Consider the following 14,290-nt stretch of genomic DNA (forward strand, 5'->3'; position numbering starts at 1 on the left):
ATTGATTATGCGAGCTGCATGGTAGCTATCTGACCGAATTATATGTAACTAGCTGATTTATAAGGATATTGATTCCAATAAATGCTTGGCACATCGCTTGCGGGTTTCTTTTGCTTTTCACTCTGAGTGATCTGCTCGAAACCCCTACATAGCGATAAGACGGAGAAGTGCCATGCACCCGCTGAAAAAGCTCGCTCTGGCCACAGCCACAATCACCGTGCTGGGCCTGAACCCTTTGATGGCCAGTGCTGCCCAGGGCGATTTGCCCAGCCAGCTCGCCGAAGCGCGTCAGGAAGGTTCGATCTGGACCGCATTCGCCCTCAATAAACACCTGAGTCCATTCAAAATCGACGTGAGTGTCGAGCAAGGTACGGCGGTATTGAAAGGGACGGTCGAAAATCAGGTTGATCGTGAACTGGCGGAAAGAATTGCGCTGGATGTCAAAGGCATCGACAAGGTCGACAATCAGTTGCAAACCGATGGCAATGTCGCCGCGGAGCCTGGCACCAAGGCCAGCATGGCCCAGCGCTTCGAAGATGCGACGTTGACTGCAACCGTGAAATCCAAACTGTTATGGAGCAGTGTCACGGAGGCGCTCAACATTGATGTGGACGCGAAAGACGGCGTCGTCACCCTCAAAGGTCGTGCGCAAAGCCCGGAAGCCAAAGAAGTCGCCGGTAGCCTGGCGACCAACACGGATGATGTCGTCAGCGTGAATAACCTGATCAGCATCAGTGCCGCAGACTCCATCGCGTCGCGTACCGATCCTCAGGCCAATAGCCCGGCTGAAGACATCAGCGATGTGTGGATTACCAGCAAGGTCAAATCCAGCCTTATCTACAGTCGCAACCTCGATGGTCTGAATATCAAGGTCGATACCAAAAGCGGGCTGGTCAGCCTCAACGGCATCGTCGCCAATTACGCGGAAAAAGAACTTGCGGTCGAGATCGCACGAAATATTCGCGGCGTGAAGGGCGTCAATGCGGACGCGTTGAAAGTCATGGCCCGGACAACAGGCTGATCAGCCTGCCAGGGAGGCTCGTGCATCCTGCACGACCCATGACGGGTGATCGTGCAGGATGCTAGCAGGTAATTTTGTTTGGTGTTTTTAAGTCATTGATTTATATGAATATTATCGTTGTTGAAAAGCTGGCACGCAGGCTGCAATAACCTATTCATACAAGCCGTGACTAACCGGCAACAAGATCAAGTTTGACGCCCCGTGTGGCGTCAGGAGCAACCAGATGAACCGTCAGCGTCTTACTCAATTGCGTATTTCGCCTCAACACCTTCAGCAGGGCTTGTTCGCCAGTCTTGCGCTGTTGGTCACTCTGATTGCAGTTCAGCAGTTTCAGCACTGGGATAACTCCCGAGAAGCAGCTCAGATCAAGCAGCCCTTCACTTACAGCCAGTCCTATTCCAACGCCAGCGCATCGATGGCCCGGGATACCTCGCTGAGCCTTACGCCTGTTGACCGCAAGGCTCCTGTAAGTGAAGTGCAGCACCAGCAAACCTGGGTTTTTTGACCCGCAGAAGTAATAGCAGCATCCATTAAAAGCAGATAAGGAGAGTCATCATGTTGAGTTGGGCAATCACGTTTCTGATCATTGCCATTGTCGCCGCTGTACTTGGCTTCGGTGGTATCGCAGGCACCGCAACCGGTATCGCGAAGATCCTCTTCGTTGTGTTCCTGGTTATGTTCGTGGTCTCGTTCTTCTTTGGCCGTCGCGGCCGAGGCTGAATATGCGCACGTCTCTGCACTCAATCGCAGCCGCCCTGTTAGTGGGCGGTAGCGCGATGGCGATGGCTGCCAATGACGGACAGGCTCGGGTCAATCAGTTACTGGGATCTGACCCCGAGTACCGATCCACTTGGACTTCAGTGATCAAAAAGGAGGAGCGGTTGCCCGACTGGGTGATCAATCTGTCCGGAGCCAGCGAGCAGCAGATGACCGCTGTGCCTGAGGACGGCGAGAATTATCTTGTAGGTCCTTTGTGCGAAACCGCTGAAACCTGCAAGAGCCAGCGTCTGCTCGTGGCCTTTAGCCTCGACAAGGACAAAGCCTATGCGCTGCTGGTAGATGTGCCGGCCGGCCTGCCTTCGGACAAGTCGCCGACACGTCACGCAACCTATCGATACCTGGGTGAACCCGATGAGGGTATGCAGGGCATGCTTCAAGAGCAGCTCCGCAAGGATCCCAACTGGTACTGATTCAAGGCATTCAAGAACAGAGAGCATCCATGTTCGGGATGCTCTTTAGATGCGCGATTTGAAAAGACTCGCGCATGACCAGGGGGCCGGGACGCTTTGATTGTTCGGATCGGAGTGACCTAGGAGTACAGGGAGTACTCCCGACGAGGGCCGGGTCAGGAAGAACCGCGACGCAAGTCCATGATGGTGATCTCGAATCCTCGAGAAAACATCGGCTGTCTTGCGTTGCGTTTTATCGTTTTAGTTCGCGTCATGCCGCCACACATCCGACATTTCATGTAAGAACTTTCCGCTTCTCTCCCCCGCCACATCCTGTTTGATCCCTCATGATTAATTTTCCAGATGGCCTCTAGAGGGCGAATTAGCCACCTTTGAGCCGATACGCGGCACACCCTTGTCGTTTTCAGGCATGTTTTTCGTCGCAAACGTTATGCCGATTCGGCATGGGGTAGTCGTTTACGGCATTAGACGTTGCGCCGATGCGTGGGAATAGTTGCGCCTTTTTTCGTCAGCTACAGAGCCGGATGCTCGCTTGCTGCATCTACTTGGGACAGTTCTGACCGGTAACCGATGACTCGATGCTGCTGTGGATCAGCGAATTCGGGCATATGGGTCCAGAGATGTCCGAGCCACTTGAAAAAAGGTAACGACATGAAGAAGGCAAAGCTGAGCCTGGCCTGGCAGATCCTCATCGGTCTGACACTCGGGATTGCGCTGGGCGCGCTACTTAACCATTTCAGCGCAGAGAAGGCCTGGTGGATCAGTAACATCCTTCAGCCCGCAGGCGATATCTTTATCCGCCTGATCAAGATGATCGTCGTGCCGATTGTGGTTGCCTCGCTGGTGGTAGGGATTGCGGGTGTTGGCGATGCCAAGAAGCTGGGCCGTATCGGCCTCAAGACTATCCTCTACTTCGAAGTGGTCACGACGATAGCTATCCTGGTCGGACTGGTGCTGGCCAATGTCTTCCAGCCCGGTGCGGGCATCGACATGAGTACCTTGGGTACGGTCGATATCTCCAAGTACACCGCGACCACGGCTGAAGTGCAGCATGACCACGCATTCATCGCGACGATTCTCAACCTGATCCCGTCCAATATCTTCGCCGCCGTTGCCCGTGGCGACATGTTGCCGATCATCTTCTTCTCGGTGATGTTCGGTCTGGGTCTGGCCAGCCTTGAGGCTGAAGTGCGCGAGCCTGTCCTGAAGGTGTTCCAGGGTATCTCGGAAACCATGTTCAAGGTCACTCACATGATCATGAACTACGCGCCTATCGGGGTGTTTGCCCTGATCGCCGTGACCGTTGCCAACTTCGGTTTCGCCTCCTTGTTGCCATTGGCCAAGCTGGTGATTCTGGTTTACGTGGCCATCGCGTTCTTCGCTTTCGTAGTGCTTGGGTTGATCGCCCGCCTGTTTGGTTTCTCGGTGATCAAGCTGATGCGCATCTTCAAGGATGAGCTGATCCTGGCTTACTCGACGGCGAGCTCTGAAACAGCACTGCCGCGCGTGATCAGCAAGATGGAAGCCTATGGCGCGCCGAAGGCGATTTGCAGCTTCGTTGTGCCGACCGGTTACTCATTCAACCTCGATGGCTCGACCTTGTACCAAAGCATCGCGGCGATGTTCATTGCACAGCTGTACGGCATTGATCTGTCCATCGGTCAGCAGTTGATGTTGGTTCTGACGCTGATGGTGACCTCTAAAGGCATCGCAGGCGTACCGGGGGTTTCCTTTGTGGTGTTGCTGGCGACGCTGGGCAGCGTGGGTATTCCGCTTGAAGGCCTGGCGTTCATTGCTGGTGTTGACCGAATCATGGACATGGCGCGTACCGCATTGAACGTGATCGGCAATGCACTGGCCGTACTGGTCATCTCCCGTTGGGAAGGCATGTACGACGATGCCAAGGGCGAGCGCTACTGGAACTCCTTGCCGCACTGGCGCAGCAAAGAACCTGTTCCGGGTGCAGAGCCGTTGTCTTCGAACAACGCATAAAGGCTCCCCACGGGTTGCCAGTGATCTCAAGCTTACGCAGGACTGGTGGGACCGAATTCATTCGGGAAGGCGGTGCTTCAGGCCATACAGAGGCTGTGGATGTACTGGCCTCTTCGCGAATGAATTCGCTCCCACTGGGATTGGGGTCACCAGAGTCATCCCACAGGTGGCCGGTGATCTCAAGCTTGCGCAGGGCTGGTGGGGCCGAATTCATTCGGGAAGGCGGTGCTTCAGGCGATACATAGGCTGTGAGTGTACTGGCCTCTTCGCGAATGAATTCGCTCCCACTGGATTTGGGGTCACCAGAGTCATCCCACAGGTTGCCGGTGATCTCAAGCTTGCGCAGGACTGGTGGGACCGAATTCATTCGGGAAGGCGGTGCTTCAGGCCATACACAGGCTGTGAGTGTACTGGCCTCTTCGCGAATGAATTCGCTCCCACTGGGATTGGATTCACAGGCCAATACGAGCCGTTCCACAGGTTGCTAGTGATCTCAAGCTTGCGCAGGACTGGTGGGACCGAATTCATTCGGGAAGGCGTTGCTTCAGGCCATACACAGGCTGTGGATGTACTGGCCTCTCGCGAATGAATTCGCTCCCACTGGGATTGGGGTCACAGGCCAATACGAGCCATTCCACAGGTTGCTAGTGATCTCAAGCTTGCGCAGGACTGGTGGGACCGAATTCATTCGGGAAGGCGGTGCTTCAGGCCATACACAGGCTGTGAGTGTACTGGCCTCTTCGCGAATGAATTCGCTCCCACTGAAATTGGGGTCACAGGCCAACATAGAGTCATCCCACAGGTTTCTTATTGTGCAAACAAACCCCGGCATGCCGGGGTTTGTTGTTTCTGTCATCGGTTCAGGCCTGGGCGATCGCGTCGTTGAGCGACTTTTCCAGCTGCGCTTTGTAGCGCAGGTACAGGATGGTCTGTCCGCGAGCGTCGTCCAGCAGCCCGGATAGATCCAGGTCGGTGATGTAGCAGCGATAGTGTTCAGGCTCTGTGCGCCGTTCAAGGATCTGTCGAGCCACGACGCTGAAGAGTTGATCACCATGCTCCAACTCGGAAAACTCAGTGTTATCGCAGTACAGCGTAACGTTGACCTGGCCGGGCGATGCTTCTTCGACAATCGCTTGCACGTCGTAAAACGGCTTGCTCGCGGCAGTCGGTGCACTGCGGGGTTCGATGCGTCGGGCGCGTCCGGCTCCGGACGGCAGGACCTGGTAATACAGCGTTTCAAGAAATGCCGGTGCGCTGGAATTATCCACCGGCAGCATGGCGCTACGACGATAAACCAGTGCATGGAAGAAGCGTTGTAGCGGCTGCAGCAGGCTCAACTCATCGTGATAAGGAACGCGTTGATGCCAGAGCGCATTGTGCTCATCAAGTGCGTAGAGGTCCGCTTCCGTCTCGTTGATTCTGTAAAACACCTGAACACATTCGGGTTGGCCGTGAGGCAGGATCAGCGCCAGGTCGTGATCACTCAGTGCGTGCGGGTCAAGGTGCAGCGGGCTGTAACGGGGCAGCTCTTCGCCCAGATACTCGAACAGGCCTGAAAGGCTGTTGATCACCACATGGGTCACCGGTTGAGTCGGGGCCATTTCCAGCACGTGATATTGCTGCTGAACCTGAATCAGATAGCGATGGTTGAGGCTTGCGGCGTGCAGCAATTGCGCTGTCGCAACCAGCTCCTCGACGCGCTGGGCGATGGCGGGGGCGCGGTTGTGGCAGAAACAACGCACTCGAACAGCAGGCTGCGTCGCCCCCTCAGGTAGATTGCTCAGCAACTCGCTGAGGCAATCGAGTAGCGCGTGGACGCCGTCATAGCGGCTGACAAGGATTTCATTCCAGCTGTTGAGCGTGATCTGGTCCAGGGTCAGCACAAGGTTTTCCCGGACACCGGCGTAGCTCAACGAGTCTGTGCGCTCGGTGGTCATCAGGATGTTCAGGTCCCGGTGATGCCGGAGTGGATCGACGCCCACGTTGACCAGCAAGAGAATCTCGCTCGGCACTGCGGGGCTCAACAGGCGCTCTTCGTTGACAATCTCCAGCGGCACCGGGATTTGCTGTTGCAGCGCGCCCAGCAGATTGAACAGCTCAAATTCACTCAGGTCGCTGCTGCCCGGATGCAGCGCAAGCCGTGTGGTGCTGTCGATCACGTTGTTGCGATGGCACCAGGTCAGCAGTTCAAGCAACTCGCGGCTGCGTTTTATCGGTGAGAAGTTAATCCACTCGTGGACGCCCAGGCTGCCGTTATAAAGCGCCCATTGGGCTTTGCCTGGTTCGCGCTTGTTAGGCGATTGCACCAGCGTCAGGGTGTCCTCAGCCAGATCGGGCGCGATACCCGGATTGATGAATTCAACCTTGCCAGCCTTGCGTTCAAACGCGGCATACAGCCGGCGGCCGAGTACATTCAGGTCCCTGGCGGTTGCCGAGCTGGCCACGTTTTGCTGGCGAGCCAACTGTGTCAGGAAGCGATAGCTGTAATTGAGTTCGTTGACCAGTGCACGGCGCTCGTGGGCAACCTGACGCACCTTCCATTGACTGCGACTGTCGAGTAACAGCAATTGGCGTTCGTCCCAGCCCCATTCCTGAGTCAGGCGTTCGAGCAGTTGCCGTTGCCAGCCGGTATTGCGCAGCCGCGTCGAGCCCGTCAGTTTTTTATTCACTTTCAGATACAGGCTGCGCCGTACCAGCTCCAGCCGTTCAAGCTCGCCGCGCTCGATCAGGTACTCCTCGATGCGCCGGTATACCACCATGTAAGGGTCCAGCTCATCCAGATCCACGCGGTTGGCAAACACTGCTTTCTTGAAGCGCAGGCTCAGGCACTGAACCTTCGGGTGCTCACTGGCGTAGACCTCGGTCAGCAACAGTTTGAGGACCGATTTGTAGGGCGACTCGATACCTTTGAATAACTGCCATAACCCGGCCCCGAGAAACTCACCAGGCGGGATAACAGCCATATGACCCAGGTCGAGCACTTCGTCCTCGCGGATAAAACGCTTCGACAGCAGCGTATGGGTGTAATCGGCGTAGCGCTGTTCTTCATAGCTCGGCACTAGCCACCACATGGGTGTGCGGCCTGCGAGCCAAATAGCGGTGCGGTAGAACTCATCCAGCAGCAAATAATGTTGGGTCGTGCCGCAGTTGTCGGAACTGAGCTGGCTATCGCGCTCGCCCGCGACGAAGCGCTGCGGGTCGATCAGGAAAAAGTGGGCTTCAGCGCCCTGGCTGTCTGCCCACGTCTCCAGTGCCTGACATTTCTTGCGCAGTTCGGCGATTTCATCGGGGCTCAGTTCCGAGTCATGGCAGACCCAGACGTCCATGTCGCTTTCTTCAGCTTGCGCCAGAGTGCCCAGGCTGCCCATCAGGAACAAACCGTGAATGGGCTGTCGCGCATGGCCGCGCCGCGCTTTATACGAGAATGACCGGGTCAGGCGTTGCGCTTCAGCCAGCGCCAGGCTGCCGGGTTCGTAATGAGAAACGCCTGCGGGCGTGCTGCCGGACACATAGCCGGGTAGCAACGGATGGTTAACGTGGAAAAACAGCGGCAGCAAATTCAATACGGTTTGCTGGCGAGTCGACAGACCCTCCATGGCACGCGCCAGCCGCCCGTTGTTCAGGGTCAGGAAGCGGCTACGGAGCTGGGAAAGCACCTTGCGGTCAATGCCTTCATCCAGGTCTGGACGGATTTCGGAGTTACGCGTCATTACAACTCAAACCGGCTGTCGGGCTCGAAAAGGGCAGCATTGAAGTGGTGAGCGAGACGGCGGGCAGGACGGCCTGATACTTCAGTCTGTTTTTATTCTGGCGCCATTTTTCTATCGGCGCAGTTTTTCATAAATGAAGGGCCCGCTAAACCTTTTTCGGCTTGCGGACCCTCGCGGTGATCAAGCAGCTTGTTTGGCAACGTTGAGGATAGTCAGTAGTGACTGTGCGTGCTCGGCAGCTTCCAGCCCAAGGCTGGTCAGATAACCGCCATCAACCTGTGTGGTCAGGCCTTTTTCGAAGAGTCTTTGTGCGGCTGCTACAGCTGTCGGGGCGGCCACGTGATGGACTTTGAGTCCTTCAAGAGTATTGCCCAGATTGTAGAGTGCAAGGATTTCCAGTTCGGCAACCAGCTCAGGGGTATACGACATAGGTGCTCCAGACTTTTTCTAGTAAGACGCCTAACTGACTGGCGCGGCCCTGGAATCAACGTGTCTGTGCTGCGCTCGTCGGTTCTGGATGACCGTTAAAGCCTGCTCGGCGTGGTAGCCCCGTCGTTCTAGTGGCAGCGAGGCATTTGCAGTGTAGACCTGGTCTGTGGATTTTGCCGAGCCCGATTTACCAAGGGTTAGCCACCGGCCGTCAGTTGGCCGGTGCGCCAGTCCGCTCAGGCCTCTGGGGGCAGCTCAGGCAGGGCACGCAGCGCTGCTTCATACCATTCGGTATTGAACGCGCGGTCTTCTTCCAGCAGTGCGTCAATTTCGATAGCCAGAACATGGGCCATCAACTGCAGGATCTCTTCGCGCTCATAGCCAACCAGTGTCAGCTTGTTGAACGTGGCTTTTGCAGCGGGAGGATTGTCGCTTTCGATCTGATTTTCGATGGCCTGGACCAGGGTCGATTCAGCGAATTCTTCTTCATCGTTGTCGAGAGTGTCGGTCATGTGGTGTTCCTCAAAGAATATGTGTCGAGCACTTCCCTGTGGGAGCGGTGCTTGCCCGCGATAAGGTCACTGCGATGCTGCAGGTAAATCACCTAAACCTTCATCGCGGGCAAGCACCGCTCCCACAGAAGTGCGCCACCAGATACATTTAACGCGCAGCGAGCAACGCCTGGCCGCGAACTACTGCAGCTTTGACTTGTGCCGGTGCGGTGCCGCCGATGTGATCGCGGGCGTTGACCGAGCCTTCAAGCGTCAGCACGGCAAACACGTCCTGCTCGATCTGATCGCTGAACTTGCGCAGTTCTTCGAGGCTCATCTCCGCCAGATCTTTACCGCTTTCAACTCCGTACTTTACGGCGTGACCGACGATTTCGTGGCAGTCACGGAACGGCAGGCCACGACGTACCAGGTAGTCCGCAAGGTCAGTCGCAGTGGAGAAACCGCGCAGCGCGGCTTCACGCATGATTGCGTGCTTTGGCTTGATCGCCGGGATCATGTCGGCAAAGGCTCGCAGCGAGTCGCGCAGTGTGTCGGCGGCGTCGAACAGCGGTTCCTTGTCTTCCTGATTGTCCTTGTTGTAGGCCAGCGGCTGGCCCTTCATCAAGGTCAGCAGGCCCATCAAGGCGCCGAATACACGGCCGCTTTTGCCACGGACCAGTTCCGGGACGTCAGGGTTTTTCTTCTGCGGCATGATTGAACTGCCGGTGCAGAAACGGTCTGGCAGATCGATGAACTGGAACTGAGCGCTGGTCCATAGCACCAGTTCTTCCGAGAAGCGCGACAAGTGCATCATCGCGATGCTGGCGGCCGAGCAGAACTCGATGGCGAAGTCACGATCCGACACGCTGTCCAGCGAGTTGCCGCCGACGACGTCGAAGCCCAGCAGTTTGCAGGTCAACTCGCGGTCGATCGGGTAAGTCGTACCTGCCAGCGCTGCGCTGCCCAATGGCATGCGGTTCAGACGCTTGCGGCAGTCGACCAGGCGCTCGTAATCGCGGCTGAGCATTTCAAACCATGCCAGCATATGGTGACCGAATGTGACCGGTTGCGCGGTTTGCAAGTGGGTGAAGCCCGGCATGATCGTCTCGGCTTCACGCTCTGCCTGGCCTAGCAGGCCTTGTTGCAGGCGGGTAATTTCCGAAAGAATCAGGTCGATTTCATCACGCAGCCACAGGCGTATGTCGGTAGCGACCTGATCGTTACGGCTGCGCCCCGTGTGCAGTTTCTTGCCGGTGATGCCGATGCGGTCGGTCAGACGCGCTTCGATGTTCATGTGCACGTCTTCCAGGTCAACGCGCCACTCGAAGCTGCCTGCTTCGATCTCGGTCTGGATAGTCTTCAGGCCGTCAATAATAGTGTCGCGCTCGGCATCGGTGAGGACGCCGACCTTGGCCAGCATCGTTGCGTGGGCAACCGAGCCCATGATGTCGTGGCGATAAAGGCGTTGGTCGAAGGTGACGGAGGCCGTGAAGCGCGCGACGAAGGCGTCGACGGGTTCACTGAAGCGGCCGCCCCAGGACTGGTTGGTCTTGTCGGTGCTCATGGATTCGCTCGTGATCTGCTGAAGAATGACATGCCCGCGTCTGCTCGCCGGACACACGCGATAATAACAGGTTGGCATTTTTTTATTCGCAGGCAGCTTGCCGCACGGACCCGCAGAGCCGAGACTGGGTCCATGCGAAAAAGCTTACCGAAACACTCCTCGCCTTCAGGGCCAGGCAAAGAATTCTTTCTTCCTGAATTGTGCCTTCCGCAAGCGCTGTTGGTACTGGTTCTGCTCGCCGAATTATTAGTGCTGGTTCTGGTGCTGGTCGAGCCGATGCGCCCGACTTTCGATTGGGTGCGGTTGGCGCTCATGTCGCTTTTTGTGCAATGGATCGTGCTGCTGTCGGCGGCCCTGTTGTGCGGGCTTCGACCTTGGCTGGCGCGCTTGCCTGCCGGGCGTGCGGGCCTGTTCGGTTGTTTGCTGGTCGTGGCTATCACACTGCTCTGCACCGCGGTCACTGACGTCTGCCAGTTGACCGGCAGGGTGACGTTCGGGGTGATGGTTGAGCGCTATGTGCGCTACGGAGTGATTGCGCTGATCATGTCGGCACTGATGCTTCGCTATTTTTATCTGCAGAGCCAGTGGCGAAAGCAACAGCAAGGCGAATTGCGCGCCCGCATTGAATCGCTGCAGGCGCGCATCCGCCCGCACTTCCTGTTCAACACCCTCAATAGCATTGCGAGCCTTGTGGCCTCCAACCCGGCGAAGGCCGAACAGGCCGTGCTCGATTTGTCGGACCTTTTTCGCGCAAGCCTTGCCAAACCGGGAAGCCTTGTTACCTGGCGCGATGAACTGGAGTTGGCGAAACGATATTTATCAATTGAGCAATATCGTCTTGGCGAGCGTCTACAGTTGGACTGGGTGATCAGTGGAATTCCAGACGACCTTCCGATTCCCCAGCTAACCTTGCAGCCATTACTTGAAAACGCTTTGATTTACGGGATTGCACCTCGCGTCGAAGGAGGTGTCGTAAAGGTAGAAGCGGATTATGAAAGGGGAGAGTTCATATTGTGTGTAAGCAATCCCTATGACGAAGTTGCCAGTCGGCAGACTTCCAACGGCACTCAACAGGCCCTGGTAAACATCGGTGCTCGTCTTACGGCACTTTTTGGTCCGCACGCCAGTCTGAGCGTGGAGCGCCGTGACGGTCGTCACTTCACCTGTCTACGCTATCCTTGTGCGAGACTCACGCAGGAAGCCAGAGCTATATGAATGTCCTGATCGTTGATGACGAACCCCTGGCCCGCGAACGGCTGAGCCGGATGGTCAGTGAAATTGAGGGTTACCGGGTTTTGGAACCCAGCGCGTCCAATGGCGAAGAAGCCTTGGCGCTGATTGAAAGCCACAAGCCGGATATCGTTTTGCTGGATATCCGCATGCCGGGCCTTGATGGTCTGCAAGTCGCTGCCAGATTGTGCGAGCGGGAAACCCCGCCTGCTGTCGTCTTTTGTACTGCGCACGACGAGTTTGCCCTTGAAGCCTTTCAGGTGAGCGCAGTGGGCTACCTGGTCAAACCAGTGCGGCCCGAACACCTGATTGATGCGTTGAGAAAGGCCGAGCGCCCAAACCGCGTGCAGTTGGCCGCAATGACTCGCCCTGCGGCTGAAAGTGGCAACGGCCCGCGTACGCATATCAGTGCGCGGACACGTAAAGGCATCGAGCTGATCCCGCTGGATCATGTGATCTATTTCATCGCCGATCACAAGTACGTCACGCTGCGCCACGAAGGCGGTGAGGTCTTGCTGGATGAGCCTTTGAAGGCGCTGGAAGATGAGTTCGGCGATCGTTTTGTGCGTATCCATCGCAACGCGCTGGTTGCCCGTGAGCGAATAGAGCGTTTGCAGCGCACGCCTCTGGGGCATTTCCAGTTGTTCCTTAAAGGGCTCAATGGCGATGCACTGATCGTCAGCCGCCGGCATGTGGCTGGCGTGCGCAAGATGATGCAGCAGCTTTGATTTCGCTGAATGAATGAAATCCTGACTGTAGGAGCGCACGAGCACCGCGAGGCCGCGATCGCGGTGTATAAGGCAGACCGCGATCGCGGCCTCGCGGTGCTCGTGTGCTCCTACAGGATCTCGAACGCTGATCTGGATCATCACTGCGACCACACAGCGCTGAGCCGATTTGCCTGAACTGTTATTATCCGTCGCAACTATCATGTACGGATTGATCCATGTCCTCTCGCGAAATTCGCATCGCCACCCGCAAAAGTGCGCTGGCCTTATGGCAGGCCGAATACGTCAAAGCTCGTCTGGAACAGGCTCATCCGGGTTTGCTCGTGACGCTGGTCCCCATGGTCAGTCGGGGCGATAAATTGCTCGACTCGCCACTGTCGAAAATTGGCGGCAAGGGACTTTTCGTCAAAGAACTCGAAACAGCTCTGCTGGAAAATCGCGCGGACATCGCGGTTCACTCCATGAAAGATGTGCCCATGGACTTCCCGCAGGGCCTGGGTCTGTTTTGCATCTGCGAGCGTGAAGACCCCCGTGACGCTTTTGTCTCCAACCACTTTGCCAGCCTTGAGGCACTGCCAGCGGGCAGCGTCGTTGGCACCTCCAGCCTGCGTCGTCAGGCTCAATTGTTGGCGCGTCGACCTGACCTGAAGATTCATTTCCTGCGTGGCAACGTCAACACCCGTCTGGCCAAGCTCGACGCCGGTGAGTACGACGCAATCATCCTCGCTGCGGCGGGTTTGATTCGCCTGGGCTTTGAAGAGCGCATTACTGCCAGCATCAGCGTTGACGACAGCCTGCCTGCTGGTGGCCAAGGTGCGGTAGGAATCGAATGCCGTAGCGTCGATGCTGAAATCCACGCGTTGCTTGCGCCTTTGCACCACGACGAGACGGCCATCCGGGTGGTTGCCGAACGTTCGCTGAACAAACACCTCAACGGTGGCTGCCAGGTGCCAATCGCCTGTTATGCCGTACTTGAGGGCGAGCAAATCTGGTTGCGCGGGCTGGTGGGTGATCCTTCGGGCAGTTTGCTGTTGCGTGCCGAGGCGCGTGCTCCGCAAGCAGACGCTCAGGCGCTCGGCGTTCAGGTTGCCGATGCCCTGCTCGAACAGGGCGCAGAGGGCATTCTCAAAGCCGTCTACGGCGAGGCCGAGCGAGAATGAGCGATTGGCGGCTGTTGCTGACCCGTCCTGCCGAGGAGTCCGCTGCGCTGGCGTTGACGTTGGCCGACACGGGAGTTTTCAGCAGCAGCCTGCCATTGCTCGAAATTGAGCCTTTGCCTGCCAGCGCTGAGCAGCAGTCTCTGGTTCAGAACCTGGACCTCTACAGCGCCGTTATTGTGGTCAGCAAACCCGCTGCACGTCTGGGCTTGCAGTGGGTCGCGCAATTGTGGCCGCAGACACCTTTCCTGCCTTGGTTCACCGTGGGAGCGGGTACCGCGCAGATACTTCAGGACTACGGCCTGGAGGTGAGCTGGCCCGAGAATGGTGATGATAGCGAGGCCCTGCTGGATTTACCTCGACTGCAACAATCCATCGCCATGCCCGGCTCACGCGTGTTAATCATGCGTGGCGACGACGGGCGTGAATTGCTCGCCGAGCGTTTACGCAGCCTGGGTGTCAGCGTTGATTATCTGCCGCTGTATAAACGTAACCTGCCATATTATCCGCCTTCGACGCTGACTCACCTTATCCAGGCGGAACGCTTGAACGCGGTGGTGGTCAGCAGTGGGCAGGGTTTGGAACACCTGCGTCAGTTGGCGGGCGATGGTTGGCCTGAACTGACGCGTTTGACTTTATTCGTGCCGAGCCCGCGCGTTGCAGACATGGCGCGCGAAGCCGGAGCCCGAACAGTTGTGAATTGCCGCGGCGCAAGCGCTGCGGCTTTGCTGGCGGCGTTACGGGAACAACCCGGACCTGCTCTTCAGGCGTATTGATC

Annotated in this window: 13 protein-coding genes; 9 read left to right on the forward strand and 4 right to left on the reverse strand. The window is 57.1% G+C overall.

Annotation, left to right across the window (positions count from 1 at the left end; translation table 11 throughout):
• Nucleotides 1-172 precede the first annotated feature (172 nt).
• The 5 genes from EE949_RS28165 (at nt 173) to gltP (ending at nt 4,203) form a co-directional block, all read left to right on the forward strand.
• Entirely contained in the window at nt 173-1,021 is an 849-nt protein-coding gene (locus tag EE949_RS28165; RefSeq protein WP_122667282.1) for a BON domain-containing protein, read from the forward strand.
• 223 nt (nt 1,022-1,244) lie between these two features.
• On the forward strand, nt 1,245-1,526 hold the full coding sequence (locus tag EE949_RS28170) for a hypothetical protein (protein WP_122667283.1): 282 nt from the start codon (nt 1,245-1,247) through the stop codon (nt 1,524-1,526).
• A gap of 50 nt (nt 1,527-1,576) precedes the next feature.
• Nucleotides 1,577-1,741 carry a DUF1328 domain-containing protein gene (locus tag EE949_RS28175; RefSeq protein WP_002555679.1) on the forward strand — a complete coding sequence of 55 codons (165 nt, stop codon included), beginning with the start codon at nt 1,577-1,579 and terminating at the stop codon, nt 1,739-1,741.
• Nucleotides 1,742-1,743: 2 nt separating this feature from the next.
• A complete protein-coding gene (locus tag EE949_RS28180) occupies nt 1,744-2,211 on the forward strand; it encodes an inhibitor of vertebrate lysozyme family protein (protein WP_122667284.1) in 468 nt (155 codons plus the stop codon).
• A gap of 651 nt (nt 2,212-2,862) precedes the next feature.
• On the forward strand, nt 2,863-4,203 hold the full coding sequence (gltP, locus tag EE949_RS28185) for a glutamate/aspartate:proton symporter GltP (protein WP_122667285.1): 1,341 nt from the start codon (nt 2,863-2,865) through the stop codon (nt 4,201-4,203).
• A gap of 860 nt (nt 4,204-5,063) precedes the next feature.
• Here gltP and EE949_RS28190 read toward each other — a convergent pair.
• The 4 genes from EE949_RS28190 to argH all read right to left on the reverse strand — a co-directional run bounded on the left by EE949_RS28190 (nt 5,064) and on the right by argH (nt 10,397).
• A complete protein-coding gene (locus EE949_RS28190) occupies nt 5,064-7,913 on the reverse strand; it encodes a class I adenylate cyclase (RefSeq protein WP_122667286.1) in 2,850 nt (949 codons plus the stop codon).
• A gap of 180 nt (nt 7,914-8,093) precedes the next feature.
• The gene (locus EE949_RS28195) at nt 8,094-8,342 is read right to left on the reverse strand and encodes a TIGR02647 family protein (protein ID WP_122667287.1); all 249 of its coding nucleotides are present in this window, start codon (nt 8,340-8,342) and stop codon (nt 8,094-8,096) included.
• A 236-nt stretch (nt 8,343-8,578) separates the two neighbouring features.
• Nucleotides 8,579-8,854 carry a hypothetical protein gene (locus EE949_RS28200; protein ID WP_122667288.1) on the reverse strand — a complete coding sequence of 92 codons (276 nt, stop codon included), beginning with the start codon at nt 8,852-8,854 and terminating at the stop codon, nt 8,579-8,581.
• A 148-nt stretch (nt 8,855-9,002) separates the two neighbouring features.
• Nucleotides 9,003-10,397, reverse strand: coding sequence for an argininosuccinate lyase (gene argH, locus EE949_RS28205; protein WP_122667289.1), 1,395 nt, complete (start codon nt 10,395-10,397; stop codon nt 9,003-9,005).
• Nucleotides 10,398-10,529: 132 nt separating this feature from the next.
• Here argH and EE949_RS28210 point away from each other — a divergent pair, with 132 nt between their 5' ends.
• The 4 genes from EE949_RS28210 to EE949_RS28225 all read left to right on the forward strand — a co-directional run bounded on the left by EE949_RS28210 (nt 10,530) and on the right by EE949_RS28225 (nt 14,288).
• Nucleotides 10,530-11,612: a sensor histidine kinase gene (locus EE949_RS28210; protein WP_122667290.1), complete on the forward strand. Its 1,083-nt coding sequence runs from the start codon at nt 10,530-10,532 to the stop codon at nt 11,610-11,612.
• Nucleotides 11,609-12,355, forward strand: a complete 747-nt coding sequence (locus tag EE949_RS28215; protein WP_122667291.1) for a LytR/AlgR family response regulator transcription factor — start codon at nt 11,609-11,611, stop codon at nt 12,353-12,355. The genes EE949_RS28210 and EE949_RS28215 overlap by 4 nt, the downstream gene beginning before the upstream one ends.
• Before the next feature lie 218 nt (nt 12,356-12,573).
• Entirely contained in the window at nt 12,574-13,515 is a 942-nt protein-coding gene (gene hemC / locus EE949_RS28220) for a hydroxymethylbilane synthase (RefSeq protein ID WP_122667292.1), read from the forward strand.
• Entirely contained in the window at nt 13,512-14,288 is a 777-nt protein-coding gene (locus tag EE949_RS28225) for a uroporphyrinogen-III synthase (RefSeq protein ID WP_122667293.1), read from the forward strand. The genes hemC and EE949_RS28225 overlap by 4 nt, the downstream gene beginning before the upstream one ends.
• The last annotated feature ends 2 nt before the right edge of the window (nt 14,289-14,290 follow it).

The organism is Pseudomonas viridiflava (assembly GCF_900602065.1).
Classification (GTDB): domain Bacteria; phylum Pseudomonadota; class Gammaproteobacteria; order Pseudomonadales; family Pseudomonadaceae; genus Aquipseudomonas.

Excerpts from the sequence above, each read along its gene's own strand:
- EE949_RS28170 (WP_122667283.1), top strand. The coding sequence starts at position 1,245 with ATGAACCGTCAGCGTCTTACTCAATTGCGTATTTCGCCTCAACACCTT.
- argH (WP_122667289.1), bottom strand. The coding sequence starts at position 10,397 with ATGAGCACCGACAAGACCAACCAGTCCTGGGGCGGCCGCTTCAGTGAA.
- EE949_RS28165 (WP_122667282.1), top strand. The coding sequence starts at position 173 with ATGCACCCGCTGAAAAAGCTCGCTCTGGCCACAGCCACAATCACCGTG.
- gltP (WP_122667285.1), top strand. The coding sequence starts at position 2,863 with ATGAAGAAGGCAAAGCTGAGCCTGGCCTGGCAGATCCTCATCGGTCTG.
- EE949_RS28190 (WP_122667286.1), bottom strand. The coding sequence starts at position 7,913 with ATGACGCGTAACTCCGAAATCCGTCCAGACCTGGATGAAGGCATTGAC.
- EE949_RS28225 (WP_122667293.1), top strand. The coding sequence starts at position 13,512 with ATGAGCGATTGGCGGCTGTTGCTGACCCGTCCTGCCGAGGAGTCCGCT.
- EE949_RS28210 (WP_122667290.1), top strand. The coding sequence starts at position 10,530 with ATGCGAAAAAGCTTACCGAAACACTCCTCGCCTTCAGGGCCAGGCAAA.
- EE949_RS28180 (WP_122667284.1), top strand. The coding sequence starts at position 1,744 with ATGCGCACGTCTCTGCACTCAATCGCAGCCGCCCTGTTAGTGGGCGGT.
- EE949_RS28175 (WP_002555679.1), top strand. The coding sequence starts at position 1,577 with ATGTTGAGTTGGGCAATCACGTTTCTGATCATTGCCATTGTCGCCGCT.
- EE949_RS28215 (WP_122667291.1), top strand. The coding sequence starts at position 11,609 with ATGAATGTCCTGATCGTTGATGACGAACCCCTGGCCCGCGAACGGCTG.
- hemC (WP_122667292.1), top strand. The coding sequence starts at position 12,574 with ATGTCCTCTCGCGAAATTCGCATCGCCACCCGCAAAAGTGCGCTGGCC.
- EE949_RS28200 (WP_122667288.1), bottom strand. The coding sequence starts at position 8,854 with ATGACCGACACTCTCGACAACGATGAAGAAGAATTCGCTGAATCGACC.
- EE949_RS28195 (WP_122667287.1), bottom strand. The coding sequence starts at position 8,342 with ATGTCGTATACCCCTGAGCTGGTTGCCGAACTGGAAATCCTTGCACTC.